This window comes from Paracoccus sp. (in: a-proteobacteria), assembly GCF_039808215.1.
GTDB lineage: Bacteria > Pseudomonadota > Alphaproteobacteria > Rhodobacterales > Rhodobacteraceae > Paracoccus.
Genome location: NZ_JBDHSP010000004.1, coordinates 1 through 15,892, shown reverse-complemented (window position 1 = coordinate 15,892; position 15,892 = coordinate 1). Strand labels below are relative to the sequence as shown.

Below are 15,892 nucleotides of genomic sequence, written 5' to 3'. Positions count from 1 at the left end.
TTCCCGCGCGCCAACCGGGGCTATCCTGCGGCGATGAGCGAATTCGACGATTCCGATGCCTTCGAGGCCGCCGCCGCCGCGCCGCTGGCCGGCAAAACCCCGCTGTCCCGGCGCGCCATGGGGCTGCGACCCTCGCCCTATCTGGAGGGGCTGAACCCGGCGCAGCGCGAGGCGGTCGAGGTGCTGGACGGGCCGGTGCTGCTGCTTGCCGGCGCCGGAACCGGCAAGACACGGGCGCTGACCACCCGCATCGCGCATCTGCTGACGCTGGGCCATGCGCGGCCGGGGCAGATCCTCGCGGTGACTTTCACCAACAAGGCGGCGCGCGAGATGAAGGATCGCATCGCCCGGCTGCTGGGCGAGACGGTCGAGGGCATGCCCTGGCTGGGCACCTTTCACGCGATCAGCGTCAAGATCCTGCGCCGTCACGCCGAACTGGTGGGCGACGCCAGCCTGCATCTGAGGCCCGGCTTCACCATTCTGGACAGCGACGACCAGATCCGGCTGCTGAAACAGCTGATCTCGGCCGAGAATCTGGACGAGAAGCGCTGGCCGGCGCGGCAGCTGGCCGGGCTGATCGACGGCTGGAAGAACCGCTGCCTCACGCCCGCCGCCCTGCCCAAGGGCGAGGGGCGGAGCTTCGACGGCTGGGGCGGCCGGCTTTACGCGGCCTATCAGCGCCGGCTGCTGGAACTGAACGCCGTCGATTTCGGCGATCTTCTCATGCATTGCGTGACCATCTTTCAGGCCCATCCCGATGTGCTGGCCGATTGGCAGGGGCGTTTCCGCTATATCCTTGTGGACGAATATCAGGACACCAATACCGCGCAATACATGTGGCTGCGGCTGCTCGCCAAGGCGCACAGGAACATCTGCTGCGTCGGCGATGACGACCAGTCGATCTATGGCTGGCGCGGTGCCGAGGTCGGCAATATCCTGCGCTTCGAGACCGACTTTCCCGGCGCGAAGGTGATCCGGCTGGAACAGAACTACCGCTCGACCGCGCATATCCTGGCCGCGGCCTCGGGGCTGATCGCGTCGAACAAGGGGCGGCTGGGCAAGACCTTGTGGACCGAGGCCGAGGGCGGCGAGCGCGTGCGCCTGATCGGGCATTGGGACAGCGAGGCCGAGGCGCGCTGGATCGGCGAAGAGATCGAGGCCTTCCAGGGCGGCCACCGCCGCGGCATCGGCCGCAAGAACCTCAACGACATCGCCATCCTCGTGCGCGCCAGCCATCAGATGCGGGCCTTCGAGGACCGTTTCATGACCATCGGCCTGCCTTACCGGGTGATCGGCGGTCCGCGCTTTTATGAGCGGCAGGAGATCCGCGACGCCATGGCCTATTTCCGCCTGGCGGTCAGCCCCTCGGACGATCTGGCCTTCGAGCGCATCGTGAACACCCCCAAGCGCGGCCTCGGCGACAAGGCCCTGCAGACCATCCAGGCCGAGGCGCGCGCGCAGGGCGTGCCGCTGCTGGCGGGGGCTGCGGCCTGCGTGGCCAATGGCGTGCCGGGCGGCAAGGGCGGCGCGGCGCTGCGCCAGTTCAGCGAAAGCATGGCCCGCTGGCACGCCGACGCCATCGACCCGAATGTGAACCATGTCGAACTGGCCGAGCGGATTCTGGACGATTCCGGCTACACGGCGATGTGGCAAAACGACAAGGCGCCCGACGCGCCGGGGCGTCTGGACAACCTCAAGGAACTGGTCAAGGCGCTGGAGGAATTCGACAATCTGCAGGGCTTCCTTGAACATGTGGCGCTGGTCATGGACCGCGATTCGGCCGAGCAGAGCGATCAGGTCAGCATCATGACGCTGCATGGCGCCAAGGGGCTGGAGTATCCGATCGTCTTTCTTCCGGGCTGGGAGGACGGGCTGTTTCCCAGCCAGCGCAGCATGGACGAGAGTGGCGCCAAGGGCCTCGAGGAGGAGCGGCGGCTGGCCTATGTCGGCATCACCCGTGGCGAGGAACTGGTCACGATCAGCTTTGCCGGCAACCGGCGCATGTATGGGCAATGGCAGTCCAGCCTGCCCTCGCGCTTCATCGACGAACTGCCCGAAGAGCATGTCGAGGTTCTGACCCCGCCGGGGCTTTACGGCGGCGGCTATGGCGCGGCGGCGCAGCCCTTTGCGCCATCCTCCATGCATGACCGCGCGGCGAAGGCCGATGTCTACAACTCGCCGGGGTGGAAACGGATGCAGGAACGCGCCGCGGCGCGCGGGCAGGGGGCGACGCGCCGGCCCATCGTCATCGACGCCGTCCCCGCCGCCAGCTTTGCCGTCGGCGACCGGGTCATGCATCAGAAATTCGGCCCCGGCACCGTCATGGGCCTGGCCGAGGACACGCTGACCGTGGAATTCGCCACCGGCTTCAAGACCGTCAAGGCGGGTTATGTCCAGCCCGCGACCCAAGGAAACAGCCTGGACGACGTGCCGTTCTGACCGGGTGCGCAGGCCGCGCCCGCAACAAGGGAGTTGCCGCAATGCTGGGGATCGAGATCGACAAGACGCGCAATGTCATCATCGCGCGACCCGAAGGCAGCCTGCCCGCCGCCGATTTCAGGGCGCTGGGCACGGCCATCGACGATTATGCCGCGGCCGAGGGGCACATGCCGGGGCTGGTGGTGTTTCTCAAGGGCGTGCCGCAATGGGACGGGTTCGCGGCGCTGCAGGCGCATTTCGAGATGCTGCGCCGCCATGCCGCGGTGCTGCCGCGCGTCGCGGTGGTCACCGACCGCATGGGCCTGTCCTTCATGCCCGGCCTGGCGGATCTGTTCGTGCAGGCGCGGGTGCGCCATTTCGACACCTCCGAGCGCGACAAGGCGCTGCTCTGGGCCGGCGCCGCCACGCGCGAGCCCGAGGGCTATCTGCTGCTCGAGGATTTTCCCGACAATGTCATCGCCATCCGCGCCGTGGGCGAGGTGACCTCGCGCGACTATGAGGAGCGGCTGATTCCGCTGGTGCGCGACCGCGCCGCGCGCCACGGCAAGCTGCGGCTGCTGATGCAGCTTGGCCCGGATTTCGAACGCTACAGCGCCGGCGCCATCTGGGACGACGCCCGGCTGGGCCTGACCTACTGGCGCAGCTTCGAGCGCGTGGCGGTGGTCAGCGACATCGCCTGGATCACCGGCGCGATGAAGGTCTTTGCGCCCTTGATGCCCAGCGAGGTGGCGATTTTTCCCAATGACGCGCTCGAGGCGGCGCGGGTCTGGATCTGCGCCGACGCCCCGGCTTGACCCGTGGCGCGCAGCGGCTTATCTGCCGGGTTGCGCGGATGGCCGGATGACCGCGGCGCCTTGCGTCGAGGAAAGTCCGGACTCCATGAAGGCACGGTGCCGGGTAACGCCCGGCGGGGGCAACCCCAGGGAAAGCGCCACAGAGAAGAGACCGCCCATGCATGCATGGGCAAGGGTGAAACGGTGGGGTAAGAGCCCACCGCGGGCCTGGCAACAGGACCGGCACGGCAAGCCCCACCGGGAGCAATGCCGAATAGGGACCGCGCGTCGCAAGACAGGGCCGCCTTCGCCCCAGCAGGTCCGGGTTGGCAGCCAGATCCCGTCAGCAATGGCGGGGCCAGAGGAATGGTCATCGAAGGGGGCAACCCCGGAACAGAATCCGGCTTACAGGCCATCCGCGCAAACCGGCCTGCCCGCGCCGCCATCCGCCCGATTCCCGGTTGACTCTGCCCGCCCGGTGACTAAAAGGCGGGCTTCAAGAGATTTCACGGGGTTCGCTGGACGCGTCTTGCCCCGCAGCAGGAGCGAAGCACATGGCGAAGCCGACGACGATCAAGATCCGTCTGAACTCGAGCGCCGGGACCGGGCATTTCTACGTCACCAAGAAGAACGCCCGCACCATGACCGAAAAGATGACGGTCAACAAATACGACCCGGTCGCGCGCAAGCATGTCGAATACAAGGAAGGCAAGATCAAGTAAGGATCTTGCGGCCGCACCTGATGCCCGTGCCAGCGGCGCGGGGCAGGGGCCAGTCTGCGGGATCAGCCGCAAGCGCCGGGGCGATGCAGCGATGCAGCGCCCCTTTGGCATGGGCCGCGCAAGCAGGATGATGGGGATAGGCGGATGCAAGGGCCGGCAGCCAGCGCCGTGACCACGGCCGCGCGCCTTTCGGTGGCACCGATGATGGACTGGACCGACAGCAACTGCCGGCGCTTTCACCGGCTGATGTCGCGCCGCGCCCTGCTTTACACCGAGATGGTCACCTCGGCCGCGCTGGTGCATGGCGACCGGGCGCGGCTTCTGGACCACGACGCGGGCGAGCAGCCGCTGGCGCTGCAACTGGGCGGCTCGGACCCGGCAGAGTTGGCCGAGGCCACGCGCATCGGCGCCGGCTGGGGCCATGCCGAGATCAACCTGAACGTCGGCTGCCCCAGCGACCGCGTGCAGTCGGGCTGTTTCGGCGCCGTGCTGATGACGCGGCCGGAACTGGTCGCGGATTGCGTCGCGGCGATGATTGCGGCGAGCCCGGTCGAGGTCACGGTGAAATGCCGCATCGGCGTCGACGACCAGATCCCCGAACAGGTGCTGCCGGCCTTTCTGGCGCGGATGCGCGACGCGGGCGTGCGGCGCATCGCCATTCACGCCCGCAAGGCCTGGCTCAAGGGCCTGTCGCCGCGCGAGAACCGCGAGATCCCGCCGCTGGACTATCCGCTGGTGCATGCGATGAAGGCGGAATTTCCCGATCTGCACCTGTCGATCAACGGCGGCATCGCCGATGCGGCGGCGGTGGCCGGGCATCTGCGGGTCATGGACGGGGTGATGGTCGGGCGCGCCGCCTATCACCAGCCCTGGGACATCCTGGGGCAGGCGGACCTGCTGTGGGGCAATGTCCCGCCCTTTGCCCATCCCGGCGACGTGGCGCAGGCGATGCGCGACACCATCGCCGCGCATCTGGCGGCGGGCGGGCGGCTGCATCAGGTCACACGCCACATGCTGGGGCTGTTTCACGGCCGTCCCGGGGCGCGCGGCTGGCGGCGGCAGCTGTCCGAGGGCGCGGCGCGGGCCCGCGACAGCGCCGAGGCGCTGGCGGTCTATGACACGGCCTTGGCCGAGGTCATGGCCGCGGCCTGAGCACTCAGCCGCGCTCGGCCGCCTTGGCCGCATTCCAGAGCGCGTCCATTTCCGCCAGATCGCTGTCCTCGGGGCGCCGGCCCCGGGCGGCCAGCGCGGATTCGATGGCGCGGAAGCGGTGGGTGAACTTCGCATTGGCGGCGCGCAGCGCCTCCTCCGGGTCGATCGACAGATGCCGGGCCAGATTGGCCATGACGAACATCAGATCGCCGAATTCCTCGGTCAAATGCGCGTGATCGGCGCTGTCGCGCGCCTCGACCAGTTCGCGACTTTCCTCCTGGATCTTGTCCAGCACCTCGGCCGGGCCGGGCCAGTCAAAGCCGACGCGGGCGGCGCGGTTTTGCAGCTTGACCGCGCGCGTCAGCGCCGGCAGGCCCAGCGCCACCCCGTCCAGCACGCCCTTTTCCGCCTTGGCGGCGCGTTCGCGCGCCTTGATCGCCTCCCAGTCGCGGATCTGCTGCTGGGCGGTCTTGTCGCGGGATTCGCCGGCGAAGATATGCGGATGGCGGTCGATCATCTTGTCCGAGATCGCCGTCACCACCTCGGCAAAGTCGAACATGCCGGCCTCGTCGGCCATCTGCGCGTGAAAGATCACCTGCAACAGCAGATCGCCCAACTCGCCCGGCAGCTCGTGCCAGGCCTCGCGGGCGATGGCATCGGCGACCTCATGCGCCTCCTCGATGGTATAGGGGGCGATCGAGGCGAAATCCTGCTCGATGTCCCAGGGGCAGCCGGTTTTGGGGTCGCGCAGCGCCGCCATGATCGCCAGCAGGCGGCAGATGCCGGTGCGGTCGCCTGCCTCATATGCCAGCGCCGGATGCGCGCCTGCCCTGTCCTGTTCCATGTCGCCGTCTTTTTCGCAAGGGGTCCGGCCCGACCTGCCACAGCCGGGCGCGCATGTCCACGCCTGCGACAGGTGCGGGCTTTCTTGCCATCGCCCCGCCCCGCGGATAGGGTGCGCGCCAATTCCGCCGGGGGACCTCCCGGAACGCTTGACCAAGGGATCCATCCATGTTCGTGACCCCCGCCCATGCCCAGGCCGCCGCACCCGCGGGCGCCAGCAGCCTGATGTCCTTCGTGCCGCTGATCCTGATCTTCGTGATCATGTATTTCCTGATGATCCGCCCGCAGCAAAAGCGCGTGCGCGAACACCGCGCCATGGTCGAGGCGCTGAAGAAGGGCGATGAGGTCGTCACCCAGGGCGGCCTGATCGGCAAGATCTCGGCCGTGCGCGACGCCGAGCTCGAGGTCGAGGTCGCCTCGGGCGTCAGGGTGCGCGTCGTGCGCTCCTCGGTCACCGGGCTGGTGAACCGCACCGCGCCCATCGCCGCCAACAGCTGAAGGCCGCCGCCGCCATGCTGGACATTCCCTTCTGGAAACGGCTGCTGATCCTGGGCGTGGTCGCCCTGGGCCTGCTCTATGCCATGCCCAACCTGTTCTATGGCAAGGTCGAGCAGCACAATGACGCCGTTACCAATATCGAACGCAGCGGCGTCGAGACGCCCGAGGATCTTGCCGCGCGCGCGGGCTGGCCGGCATGGCTGCCCTCGGGGCTGGTGAACCTCGGCCTCGATCTGCGCGGCGGTGCCCATCTCCTGGGCGAGGTGCATGTCCAGGAGGTCTACAAGGCGCGCATGGACGCGCTCTGGCCCGAGTTGCGCGACGCGCTGGTGGCGCAGCGCGACGTGATCGGCGCCGTGCGCCGCGTGCAGGCGCCCGAGGGCCAGCTGGCGGTCGAGATCGCCAATGCCGACCAGATCGCGCGCGCGGTGCAGATCGCCCGCGGCCTGGCCACGCCCGTCACCTCGCTGACCGGCGCGGGGCAAAGCGACCAGGTTGCCACCGGCGCCGGCAACCGCCTGACCGTGCAGCTGTCGGATGCCGAAAAGGCCGCCACCGACGAGCGCACCGTGCAGCAGTCGCTGGAGATCATCCGCCGCCGCATCGACGAGGTCGGCACGCGCGAACCCACGATCATGCGCCAGGGCAAGGACCGCATCCTGATCCAGGTGCCCGGCATCGGCTCGGCCGAGGAGCTGAAGCAGCTGATCGGCACCACCGCCAAGCTGACCTTCAACCCGGTCGTCGGCCGCACCACGGACGCCAATGCCCGGCCCGGTCCGGGCAATGTGCTGCTGCCCTCGATGGACGAGCCGGGGGTGTTCTACCTGCTCGAGGAAAGCCCGGTGGTCACCGGCGAGGACCTGACCGACGCGCGGCCCAGTTTCGACCAGAACGGCCAGCCGGCGGTGGACTTCCGCTTTGGACCCTCGGGGGCCAAGCGCTTTGGCGCCTATACCTCGGCCAATATCGGCCAGCCCTTTGCCATCGTGCTGGACAACCAGGTGATCTCGGCGCCGGTGATCCGGCAGGCGATCACCACCGGCTCGGGGCAGATCTCGGGCTCGATGGATGTCGAGGCCTCGACGCGGCTGGCGGTGCTCTTGCGCGCCGGCGCGCTGCCCGCCGAGATGACCTTCCTCGAGGAACGCACCATCGGCCCGGAACTGGGCCAGGATTCCATCGACGCCGGGCGGCTGTCGTCGATCATCGCCACCGGGGCGGTGGTGGCCTATATGGTCGCCAGCTACGGGCTGTTCGGGGTCTTTGCCTCGATCGCGGTGACGATCAACGTCATCCTGATCCTGTCGGTGATGTCGATGATCGGCGCCACGCTGACGCTGCCCGGCATCGCCGGCATCGTGCTGACCGTGGGCACGGCCGTGGATGCCAACGTGATCATCTATGAACGCATCCGCGAGGAACTGCGCCGCGGCAAGCGCGTGGTCAAGGCCATCGACGACGGCTTCAACGAGGCGATGTCGGCGATCATCGACGCCAACGTGACCAGCTTCATCGCGGCAATGGTGATGTTCTTTCTGGGTTCCGGCCCGGTCAAGGGCTTTGCCGTGACGCTGACCATCGGCCTGGTCACCTCGGTCTTTACCGCGATCTACCTGACGCGGCTGATGATCGTGTTCTGGCTGGAATGGCGCAAGCCCAAAGAGCTGATTCTGTAAGGGAGCAGAGCAATGGCATTCCGTCTGAAACTCGTCCCTGACGAGACGCATTTCAACTTCTTCCGCTGGCAATGGCTGACCTTCGGCGTCTCGGCGCTGGCCATGGTGCTGTCGGTGGTGGTCATCCTGACCATGGGGCTGAACTTCGGCATCGATTTCAAGGGCGGCACCACCATCCGCACCGAAAGCCCGACTGCCTTCGAGGTCGGCGACTATCGCCAGGCACTGGATGCGCTGGATCTGGGCGACGTGTCGATCACCGAGGTCTTCGACCCCAGCTTTGGCGAGACGAAGCATGTGGCGATGATCCGCATCGGCACCACCGACGAGACCGGATCGGTGACGCCCGAGCAGCTGAACGAGGTCGAGGCAGCGCTGCAGGCCGTCGATCCGCAGGTGCGCTTCGCCGCCGTCGAATCGGTCGGCCCCAAGGTCTCGGGAGAGCTGATCTGGACGGCGTTCTACGCCGTGGGTGCCGCGACGCTGGGCATCATGTTCTACATCTGGCTGCGCTTCGAATGGCAGTTCGCGCTGGGGGCGGTGATCTCGATCATCCATGACGTGCTGCTGACGGTGGGGATATTCTCGCTGTTCCAGCTGAAGTTCGACCTGACCACCATCGCGGCGCTCTTGACCACGCTCGGCTATTCGGTGAACGACACCGTGGTGGTGTTCGACCGGCTGCGCGAGAATCTGGTCAAGTTCAAGACCATGCCGCTGTTCGACGTGATGAACCTGACCTGCAACGAGACACTGTCGCGCACCATCATGACCGCGGTGACCACGGCGCTGGCGCTGGGCGCGATGATGGTCTTTGGCGGCGACGTGATCCGCGGCTTTGTCTTTGCCATGCTCTGGGGCGTGTTCGTCGGCTGCTACTCCACCATCTATGTCGCGAAGAACATCGTGCTGTGGCTGGGGGTCAAGCGCGACTGGTCCAAGCCAGATCCCGCGGAGAAGGGCCCGATGGACGACATCCCCGCCGCCTTCCGGGACGCGCCCTGATGGTCAGCCTGGTGCCCAGCGACTTTGCGGGCGGCGTGCCGGTGGACGGCTACGGCCCCGGCTTCTTCCGCGTCGCGGGCCGGGTGCATCGCGGCGCGGTGATCGTCGCGGCCGGCGGGGCGCGCGACTGGGCCGGGCTTGGCGACGCGCCGGCGCTGCTGGCGCTGGCCGGATCGGTCGATGTGCTGTTCCTGGGCATGGGCGCCGATGTGGCGCTGCCGCCGCGCGAACTGGTCGCGGCGCTCGAGGCGGCGGGCATCATGCCTGAACCGATGGCCACGCCTTCGGCGGCGCGCAGCTACAACGTCACCCTGTCCGAGGGGCGGCGCGTCGCCTGCGCGCTCTTGCCGATATGAGCCTGCTGGCCGCGCATGACCTTGCGGTGGCGCGCGGCGGGCTGCGGGCGCTGGAAGGTGTCGGCTTTGCGCTGGCAGCCGGGCAGGCGCTGGTGCTGCGCGGGCCGAACGGCATCGGCAAGACCACGCTCTTGCGCACGCTGGCGGGCCTGCAGCCGCCGGTCGCGGGTCGCGTCGAGGCCGCGCCCGACAGCCTGGCCTATGCCGCCCATGCCGACGGACTGAAATCGGCGCTCTCCGTGAGCGAGAACCTGCGCTTCTGGGCCGAGGTCTTTGGCGGGCGCGACATCGATGCGGCGCTGGAGCGGCTGAACCTGCGCGATCTGGCGCGGCGCCCGGCGCATGCGCTGTCGGCGGGACAAAAGCGCCGGCTGGGTCTGGCGCGGCTTCTGGTCACCGGCCGGCCGGTCTGGCTGCTGGACGAGCCCACCGTGTCGCTGGACACGGCCTCGGTGGCGCTGTTCGCCGGGGTGTTGCGCGACCATCTGGGGCGGGGGGGCGCGGCGCTGATCGCCAGCCATATCGACCTTGGCCTGCCCGAGGCGGCGGTGCTGGACCTGACGCCGTTCCGCGCCGGGCCCGAACGCCGCGACGCCCGCCCCGCCGGCTTCAACGAGGCTTTCGCATGAAGGCGCTGCTGGCTCGCGACCTGCGCCTGGCCACCCGCGCCGGCGGCGGCTTTGGCCTGGCGCTGGTGTTCTTCCTGATCGTCTGCACGCTGGTCCCCTTTGGCGTCGGCCCCGAGGGCGGCACGCTGGCCCGCATCGCGCCGGGCATCCTGTGGGTCGGGGCGCTTCTGGCCTGTCTCTTGTCGCTGGACCGCATCTTCGCCCTCGATCACGAGGACGGCAGCCTTGATCTGCTGGCCACCGCGCCGCTGCCGCTGGAGGGCGCGGTGGCGGTGAAGGCACTGGCGCATTGGCTGACGACCGGCCTGCCGCTGGTGGTCTTTGCCCCGGTGCTGGGGCTTTTGCTGCATCTGCCGGGGCCGGCCTATCCCTGGCTGGTCGCCTCGCTGGCGCTGGGCACGCCGGCGCTGTCGATGCTGGGGGCCTTCGGCGCAGCGGTGACGGTCGGGCTGCGCCGCGGCGGCCTGCTGCTGTCGCTGCTGGTGTTGCCGCTTTACGTGCCGACGCTGATCTTTGGCGCCGAGGCGGTGCGGCGCGGCGCCGCGGGGGCGGACCCGGTGACGCCCTTGGTGTTTCTGGCCGCGATCTCGCTTGCGGTGCTGGCGCTGATGCCCTTTGCCGCCTCGGCGGCGCTCAGGGTCAATCTGCGGTGAATGCGACCTTTGCGCACTTGAGCGGCGGCTGAGCAGGGTTTAGGGAACACGCATGTCGATCTGGGAATATGCAAACCCCGTCAAGTTCATGCGCACCTCGGGCGCGATCCTGCCATGGGCGGTCGCGGGCGCGGCGGTCTGCACCGTCGCCGGGCTGGTCTGGGGGTTCCTTACGCCCGAGGACTACAAGCAGGGCGCGACGGTCAAGATCATGTTCCTGCATGTGCCGGCCGCGCTGATGGCGATCAACATCTGGATGATGATGCTGGTCACCTCGCTGATCTGGCTGATCCGGCGCCACCATGTCAGCGCGCTGGCCGCCAAGGCCGCGGCGCCGGTGGGCGCGGTGATGACGCTGATCGCGCTGATCACCGGCGCGATCTGGGGCCAGCCGATGTGGGGGACCTGGTGGGAATGGGACCCGCGGCTGACCTCGTTCCTGATCCTGTTCCTGTTCTACCTCGGCTACATGGCGCTTTGGGAGGCGGTGGAAAATCCCGACAGCGCCGCCGACCTGACCGGCGTTCTGTGCCTTGTCGGCTCGGTCTTTGCGGTCCTGTCGCGCTATGCGGTGAATTTCTGGAACCAGGGGTTGCACCAGGGCGCCTCGCTGTCCCTGGCCCCGGGCGAGCGCATGTCGGCAGTCTATCGCTATCCGCTTTACCTGACCATGGCGGGGTTTTTCCTGCTGTTCCTGGCGCTTTTGCTGATCCGCACCCGCACCGAGATCCGCCGCCGCCGCCTGGCCGCGCTGCTGGCACGAGAGAACCGCGCATGATCGAACTGGGCAAATACGCCACCACCGTCGCCACCGCCTATGGCGTCAGCCTTGTGCTGCTGGCCGGGATCATCCTGCAGTCGGTGCTGGCCAACGCCCGCGCCCGCCGCCAGCTTGAGGAGCAGGAACGCCGTGGCTAGGATTTCGCCGATGATGGTGCTGCCGGTGCTGGTCTTTGCCGGCTTTGCCGGCATCGCGGGCTGGGCGCTGATGCGCGGCAACCCCGATGAGCTGCCTTCGGCCTTCGTCGGGCGCGAGGCGCCGCCGGTCGGCGACAGCACTCTGCCGGGCAAGCTGCAGCTGACCGATGCCATGCTGCGCCAGCCGGGGGTCAAGCTGGTGAACTTCTGGGCCAGCTGGTGCCCGCCCTGCCGCGCCGAGCATCCGACGCTGATGGAGCTTTCAGCCCGGCTGCCGGTCTATGGCGTCGATCTGAAGGACCCCGAGCGCGCCGCCCAGGGCTTTCTGGGCGAGGGGGGCGATCCCTATCACGCCCTGGCCACCGATCCGCGCGGACGGGTGGCGATCGACTGGGGGGTGACTGCGCCGCCCGAGACCTTCATCATCGACGGCGAGGGCCGCATCCTCTATCGCCACGCCGGGCCCCTAGTGCGCGAGGATTTCCAGAACCGCTTCCTGCCGGAACTGGACAAGGCGCTGGCCGCCGAGCCGGGCGGCACCCGCCCCTGACCCGCAGCGGCCTTGCGGCGCGGGAAATCTGTCGCACCGGCCGCGATTGCGGTGGCAATCCCCGCGCCCATGCGCCAGTCTTCGGCGCGAAGCAAGGGAGACGATCACATGTCCGAAGAATGGGGTTTCGATACCGCCGCCATCCATGCCGGCGCGGCGCCCGATCCCGCGACCGGGGCCAGGCAGGTTCCGATCTATCAGACCACCGCCTATGTGTTTCAGGACGCCGGCCACGCCGCGCGGCTGTTCGGCCTGCAGGAGGTCGGCTACATCTATTCGCGCCTGACCAACCCGACCGTGGCGGCGCTGCAGGCGCGCGTCGCCGCGCTCGAGGGCGGGGCGGGGGCGGTCTGCTGTTCCTCGGGTCATGCGGCGCAGATCATGGCGCTGTTCCCGCTGATGGGACCGGGGCGCAACATCATTGCCTCGACCCGGCTTTACGGCGGCACCATCACCCAGTTCAGCCAGACCATCCGGCGTTTTGGCTGGTCGTGCAAATTCGTCGATTTCGACGATCTGACGGCGCTGCGCGCGGCGATCGACGGCGACACGCGGGCGATCTTCTGCGAATCGATCAGCAATCCGGGCGGCTATGTCACCGACATCGCCGCCGTGGCCGGGGTCGCGGATGCGGCGGGGCTGCCCTTGATCGTGGACAATACGCTGGCCACGCCCTGGCTGTGCCGGCCGATCGACCTGGGCGCCACCATCGTCGTGCACAGCCTGACGAAATACATGACCGGCAACGGCACGGTGACCGGCGGCGCCATCATCGATTCCGGGCGTTTCGACTGGTCGGCCTCGGACAGGTTCCCCAGCCTCTCGCAGCCCGAGCCGGCCTATCACGGGCTGAAGTTCCACGAGACCTTCGGCGCGCTGGCCTATACCTTCCACGGCATCGCCATCGGGTTGCGCGACCTGGGCATGACCATGAACCCGCAGGCGGCGCATTACACGCTGATGGGTATCGAGACCCTGGGCCTGCGCATGCAGCGCCATGTCGAGAATGCGCAGAAGGTCGCGGAATGGCTGGAAAACGACCCGCGCGTGACCTCGGTCACCTATGCCGGGCTGGCCTCGTCGCCCTGGAACGCCACGGCGCGCCGGGTCTGTCCCAAAGGCGCGGGGGCGCTGTTCACCTTCTCGGTCAAGGGCGGCTACGAGGCGGCGGTGAAGCTGGTCGACAGCCTCAAGCTGTTCAGCCATGTCGCGAACCTGGGCGACGCGCGTTCGCTGGTCATCCATGCCGCCTCGACCACGCACAGCCAGCTGAGCGAGGCGCAGAAGGTCGCCGCCGGCGCCGGCCCGGACGTGGTGCGCCTGTCGATCGGCGTCGAGGACGCCCGCGACATCATCGCGGATCTGGACCAGGCGCTGGCCGCGGCCTCGGCCTGAGGAAGGCTGGCGCGGCGGCATGACCGCCGCGCCGCAGGTCTGGCTCGGTTGGCCCGATCAGTTCGCCGGGGCCTCGCCGGCCTCGGCCTCGGGCTCGGGATCCTGTCCGGCCTCGGGCTCGCCGGCCGGGCGCATGGCAAAGACCGCGGTGACATTGGCGCTGATCTCCAGCTCCCCGGCCTCGATCGGCGTGCCGGCGCTGCGTGCCTCGGCGGCCATGGCCATCATCGGGCGCGGCCCCTCGATCATGCGGCTGTCCGAGAGCGCGACCAGCCGGCCCAGCTTCATGCCGGCGGCCTCGGCCATGATCTCGGCGCGGTGGCGCGCGTCGGCGACGGCGGCGCTGCGCGCGGCGTCCCCGGCCGCGGTCATGTCCTCGCGCAGGAACGAGATGCCGCTGATCTGGTTGGCACCAGAGGCCACCAGCTTGTCCAGCACCGCGCCCAGTCCCGCAAGGTCGCGCACCCGCACCGTGACGCTGTTTTGCGCCACATAGCCGGTCAGCTTCGGCGGCTGACCCTGGACCGAGAAATCCATCTGCGGCGCCAGGTTCAGCCCGGAGGTCTGGATGTCGCGCGCCTCGATGCCCTGGGCCTTGAGCGTGCCGATGACCGCACCCTGCTGGCTGGCGTTCGCCTCCATCGCCTCGGCGGCGGTGGCGGCCTGGGTGCTGACGCCCAGGGTGATCATCGCCATGTCGGGCTGGGCGGTGGCATGGCCCTGGCCGGTGACGCTGAGCCGGGCCGAGGGGGCGCGCTGTTTCATCATCTGATGCCCCATGTCCTGATGCTGCGGCTTGGCGGGCTGGGCCTGGGCCAGCAGCGGGGCCGTGGTCAGGGCAAGCAGCGTCGCGGCGGTCAGAAGGGGCCGAAATCGGGGCATGTGGTCTTTCTCCTCAGCGGGGCGCGGGCGGTGTGCCGGCCCCGGGTTGCCTGGTGAGCCGGTGAAACGCCGGAAATCGCGATTCGGATGCCTCACAATAAGGTGTTCGGCTTTTCACCGAACACGTTCTGGGCTAGTCCGGTAACATCCTGATCGAACACGCGCCCCGGCGCCCGGAACCGCAAGGCAAAGCCTCTGATGACGCTTGATTCCGCTACCGAATACGCCCTCTCCTTCAGCGAGGACGCCGTGCATCTGCAGCGCCGTGACCGGGCCGGCGCGCAGGGCCGCGGCGCGGCGCTGCCGGCCTGGCGCCACCTTGGCTCGGTCGAGTTCGATTCCGACACGTTCCAGGCTGATTTCAACCGGCTGCGCGGCCTGGCAACGGGCGCGGGCGCCGAGGTCGAACTGCCGGTGATCCTGATCATTCCCGACGACCAGATCCTTTACACCACCCTGAACCTGGCCCCCGGCGGCGACCGCAGCCAGGCGGTCGGGCGGGCGCTGGACGGGCTCACCCCCTATGCGATCGAGGACCTGGCCTTCGACTGGGAGGGCGAGGGCGCGGATGTGCGCGTCGCCGCCGTGGCCCGCAAGACGCTGCGCGAGGCGCATGACTTTGCGGCGCAGTTCGGCTTTCTGGGCCAGGGCTATCGCGCCATGCCGAAGAGCGGCGCCTATGGTGGCGGCGAGCCGGAATTCCACCTTGACGCGGACCGGCCGGCGCCGCAGGCCGTTGCCGCGCCGCAGGCCGTTGCCGCGCCGCTGGCAGATGCAGCGCCGCTGGCAGATGCAGCGCCGCAGGCCAGTGACGAACCCGCCGGGGAGGACAGCGGGTCGCAGGGGGTCGATCTCGACCTGGCGGCGGACAGCAGGGCGCCCGAATCCGCCCCCGCGCCCCCTGAGGCCGAGGCCGAGGATGACCTGCCCGCCGATGCGCCCGACCAGCCTGGCCCGGCCGGGCAGGCGGCGACGGATGTCCCCGGCGAGGCTGCCGAGCCAGCCGCTGCCGATGCGGCACCCGCTGCCGCTGAACCCGCCGCGCCGGGGCCCGATGCCGATGCCGATGCCGATGCCGGTGCTGGCGCCGATCCTGACAGCGTCATCCGCCACCCGTCGGCCGAGACCGCTGCGCCGCATGTGCTGAGCCCGCGCGCCCGCGCCCTGCACGGCACCGCCAAGGTCGCCATGGCGCCGGCGCGAAGGCGCGGCCCGCCGGCTCTGGTTACCCTGCTCGGGTTGCTCTTGATCGGGCTGGTGCTGATCTGGGCCTTTCTCGTGCCGGCGACGCCGGAGGGCGAGACCGATGCCCTGCCGGCAGCCGAGGCCGCGGCGCCCGCCCCGTCCGCGCCCGCCCCGCTGGCCGCCCCGCCCGCGCCTGCCGCCGCGGCCCCCGCC

At 69.1% G+C, this 15,892-nt stretch carries 16 protein-coding genes, 1 other RNA gene and 1 pseudogene; 16 read left to right on the top strand and 2 right to left on the bottom strand.

Annotation, left to right across the window (positions count from 1 at the left end):
• Positions 1–33: 33 nt before the first annotated feature.
• The 5 genes from WMK75_RS02470 (at position 34) to dusA (ending at position 5,086) form a co-directional block, all read left to right on the top strand.
• A complete protein-coding gene (locus WMK75_RS02470) occupies positions 34–2,439 on the top strand; it encodes a UvrD-helicase domain-containing protein (RefSeq protein ID WP_347266073.1) in 2,406 nt (801 codons plus the stop codon).
• 41 nt (positions 2,440–2,480) lie between these two features.
• Positions 2,481–3,233 (top strand): STAS/SEC14 domain-containing protein, encoded by a 753-nt coding sequence (locus tag WMK75_RS02465; protein ID WP_347266072.1) that lies wholly within the window; start codon positions 2,481–2,483, stop codon positions 3,231–3,233.
• Positions 3,234–3,267: 34 nt separating this feature from the next.
• Positions 3,268–3,636: RNase P RNA component class A (gene rnpB, locus WMK75_RS02460), an RNA gene on the top strand.
• A 130-nt stretch (positions 3,637–3,766) separates the two neighbouring features.
• Complete coding sequence (gene rpmG, locus WMK75_RS02455; protein ID WP_017999830.1) at positions 3,767–3,934, top strand: 50S ribosomal protein L33; 168 nt, start codon at positions 3,767–3,769, stop codon at positions 3,932–3,934.
• A 144-nt stretch (positions 3,935–4,078) separates the two neighbouring features.
• The gene (gene dusA / locus WMK75_RS02450) at positions 4,079–5,086 is read left to right on the top strand and encodes a tRNA dihydrouridine(20/20a) synthase DusA (RefSeq protein WP_347266071.1); all 1,008 of its coding nucleotides are present in this window, start codon (positions 4,079–4,081) and stop codon (positions 5,084–5,086) included.
• Between the two features lie 4 nt (positions 5,087–5,090).
• On the opposite strand, the gene mazG is transcribed toward dusA, so the two are convergent.
• Entirely contained in the window at positions 5,091–5,930 is an 840-nt protein-coding gene (gene mazG, locus WMK75_RS02445) for a nucleoside triphosphate pyrophosphohydrolase (RefSeq protein ID WP_347266070.1), read from the bottom strand.
• Positions 5,931–6,097: 167 nt separating this feature from the next.
• On the opposite strand from mazG, the gene yajC reads away from it, so the two are divergent.
• From yajC to WMK75_RS02395, 10 genes are all read left to right on the top strand, one after another.
• Positions 6,098–6,427 (top strand): preprotein translocase subunit YajC, encoded by a 330-nt coding sequence (gene yajC, locus WMK75_RS02440; RefSeq protein WP_347266069.1) that lies wholly within the window; start codon positions 6,098–6,100, stop codon positions 6,425–6,427.
• A 14-nt stretch (positions 6,428–6,441) separates the two neighbouring features.
• Positions 6,442–8,106, top strand: coding sequence for a protein translocase subunit SecD (secD, locus tag WMK75_RS02435; protein ID WP_347266068.1), 1,665 nt, complete (start codon positions 6,442–6,444; stop codon positions 8,104–8,106).
• A 12-nt stretch (positions 8,107–8,118) separates the two neighbouring features.
• A complete protein-coding gene (gene secF / locus WMK75_RS02430; RefSeq protein WP_347266067.1) occupies positions 8,119–9,111 on the top strand; it encodes a protein translocase subunit SecF in 993 nt (330 codons plus the stop codon).
• Positions 9,111–9,467, top strand: coding sequence for an Mth938-like domain-containing protein (locus tag WMK75_RS02425; protein ID WP_347266066.1), 357 nt, complete (start codon positions 9,111–9,113; stop codon positions 9,465–9,467). Before secF ends, WMK75_RS02425 begins: the two co-directional genes overlap by 1 nt.
• On the top strand, positions 9,464–10,096 hold the full coding sequence (gene ccmA, locus WMK75_RS02420; protein ID WP_347266065.1) for a heme ABC exporter ATP-binding protein CcmA: 633 nt from the start codon (positions 9,464–9,466) through the stop codon (positions 10,094–10,096). The genes WMK75_RS02425 and ccmA overlap by 4 nt, the downstream gene beginning before the upstream one ends.
• Positions 10,093–10,749, top strand: coding sequence for a heme exporter protein CcmB (gene ccmB, locus WMK75_RS02415; protein WP_347266064.1), 657 nt, complete (start codon positions 10,093–10,095; stop codon positions 10,747–10,749). Before ccmA ends, ccmB begins: the two co-directional genes overlap by 4 nt.
• 52 nt (positions 10,750–10,801) lie before the next feature.
• Positions 10,802–11,527, top strand: a complete 726-nt coding sequence (locus tag WMK75_RS02410) for a heme ABC transporter permease (RefSeq protein WP_347266063.1) — start codon at positions 10,802–10,804, stop codon at positions 11,525–11,527.
• Positions 11,524–11,667 (top strand): heme exporter protein CcmD, encoded by a 144-nt coding sequence (gene ccmD, locus WMK75_RS02405; RefSeq protein WP_347266062.1) that lies wholly within the window; start codon positions 11,524–11,526, stop codon positions 11,665–11,667. Before WMK75_RS02410 ends, ccmD begins: the two co-directional genes overlap by 4 nt.
• A 13-nt stretch (positions 11,668–11,680) precedes the next feature.
• On the top strand, positions 11,681–12,217 hold the full coding sequence (locus tag WMK75_RS02400; RefSeq protein ID WP_347266176.1) for a DsbE family thiol:disulfide interchange protein: 537 nt from the start codon (positions 11,681–11,683) through the stop codon (positions 12,215–12,217).
• A 108-nt stretch (positions 12,218–12,325) separates the two neighbouring features.
• A complete protein-coding gene (locus WMK75_RS02395) occupies positions 12,326–13,612 on the top strand; it encodes an O-acetylhomoserine aminocarboxypropyltransferase/cysteine synthase family protein (RefSeq protein WP_347266061.1) in 1,287 nt (428 codons plus the stop codon).
• A 57-nt stretch (positions 13,613–13,669) separates the two neighbouring features.
• Here WMK75_RS02395 and WMK75_RS02390 read toward each other — a convergent pair whose 3' ends face one another.
• Positions 13,670–14,494 carry an SIMPL domain-containing protein gene (locus WMK75_RS02390; RefSeq protein ID WP_347266060.1) on the bottom strand — a complete coding sequence of 275 codons (825 nt, stop codon included), beginning with the start codon at positions 14,492–14,494 and terminating at the stop codon, positions 13,670–13,672.
• 198 nt (positions 14,495–14,692) lie between these two features.
• On the opposite strand from WMK75_RS02390, the pseudogene WMK75_RS02385 reads away from it, so the two are divergent.
• A pseudogene (locus WMK75_RS02385) lies at positions 14,693–15,892 on the top strand (hypothetical protein); the annotation flags it as partial.

Coding starts and splice junctions, on each gene's coding strand:
- WMK75_RS02470 (WP_347266073.1), top strand. CDS start 34: ATGAGCGAATTCGACGATTCCGATGCCTTCGAGGCCGCCGCCGCCGCG.
- WMK75_RS02465 (WP_347266072.1), top strand. CDS start 2,481: ATGCTGGGGATCGAGATCGACAAGACGCGCAATGTCATCATCGCGCGA.
- rpmG (WP_017999830.1), top strand. CDS start 3,767: ATGGCGAAGCCGACGACGATCAAGATCCGTCTGAACTCGAGCGCCGGG.
- dusA (WP_347266071.1), top strand. CDS start 4,079: ATGCAAGGGCCGGCAGCCAGCGCCGTGACCACGGCCGCGCGCCTTTCG.
- mazG (WP_347266070.1), bottom strand. CDS start 5,930: ATGGAACAGGACAGGGCAGGCGCGCATCCGGCGCTGGCATATGAGGCA.
- yajC (WP_347266069.1), top strand. CDS start 6,098: ATGTTCGTGACCCCCGCCCATGCCCAGGCCGCCGCACCCGCGGGCGCC.
- secD (WP_347266068.1), top strand. CDS start 6,442: ATGCTGGACATTCCCTTCTGGAAACGGCTGCTGATCCTGGGCGTGGTC.
- secF (WP_347266067.1), top strand. CDS start 8,119: ATGGCATTCCGTCTGAAACTCGTCCCTGACGAGACGCATTTCAACTTC.
- WMK75_RS02425 (WP_347266066.1), top strand. CDS start 9,111: ATGGTCAGCCTGGTGCCCAGCGACTTTGCGGGCGGCGTGCCGGTGGAC.
- ccmA (WP_347266065.1), top strand. CDS start 9,464: ATGAGCCTGCTGGCCGCGCATGACCTTGCGGTGGCGCGCGGCGGGCTG.
- ccmB (WP_347266064.1), top strand. CDS start 10,093: ATGAAGGCGCTGCTGGCTCGCGACCTGCGCCTGGCCACCCGCGCCGGC.
- WMK75_RS02410 (WP_347266063.1), top strand. CDS start 10,802: ATGTCGATCTGGGAATATGCAAACCCCGTCAAGTTCATGCGCACCTCG.
- ccmD (WP_347266062.1), top strand. CDS start 11,524: ATGATCGAACTGGGCAAATACGCCACCACCGTCGCCACCGCCTATGGC.
- WMK75_RS02400 (WP_347266176.1), top strand. CDS start 11,681: ATGGTGCTGCCGGTGCTGGTCTTTGCCGGCTTTGCCGGCATCGCGGGC.
- WMK75_RS02395 (WP_347266061.1), top strand. CDS start 12,326: ATGTCCGAAGAATGGGGTTTCGATACCGCCGCCATCCATGCCGGCGCG.
- WMK75_RS02390 (WP_347266060.1), bottom strand. CDS start 14,494: ATGCCCCGATTTCGGCCCCTTCTGACCGCCGCGACGCTGCTTGCCCTG.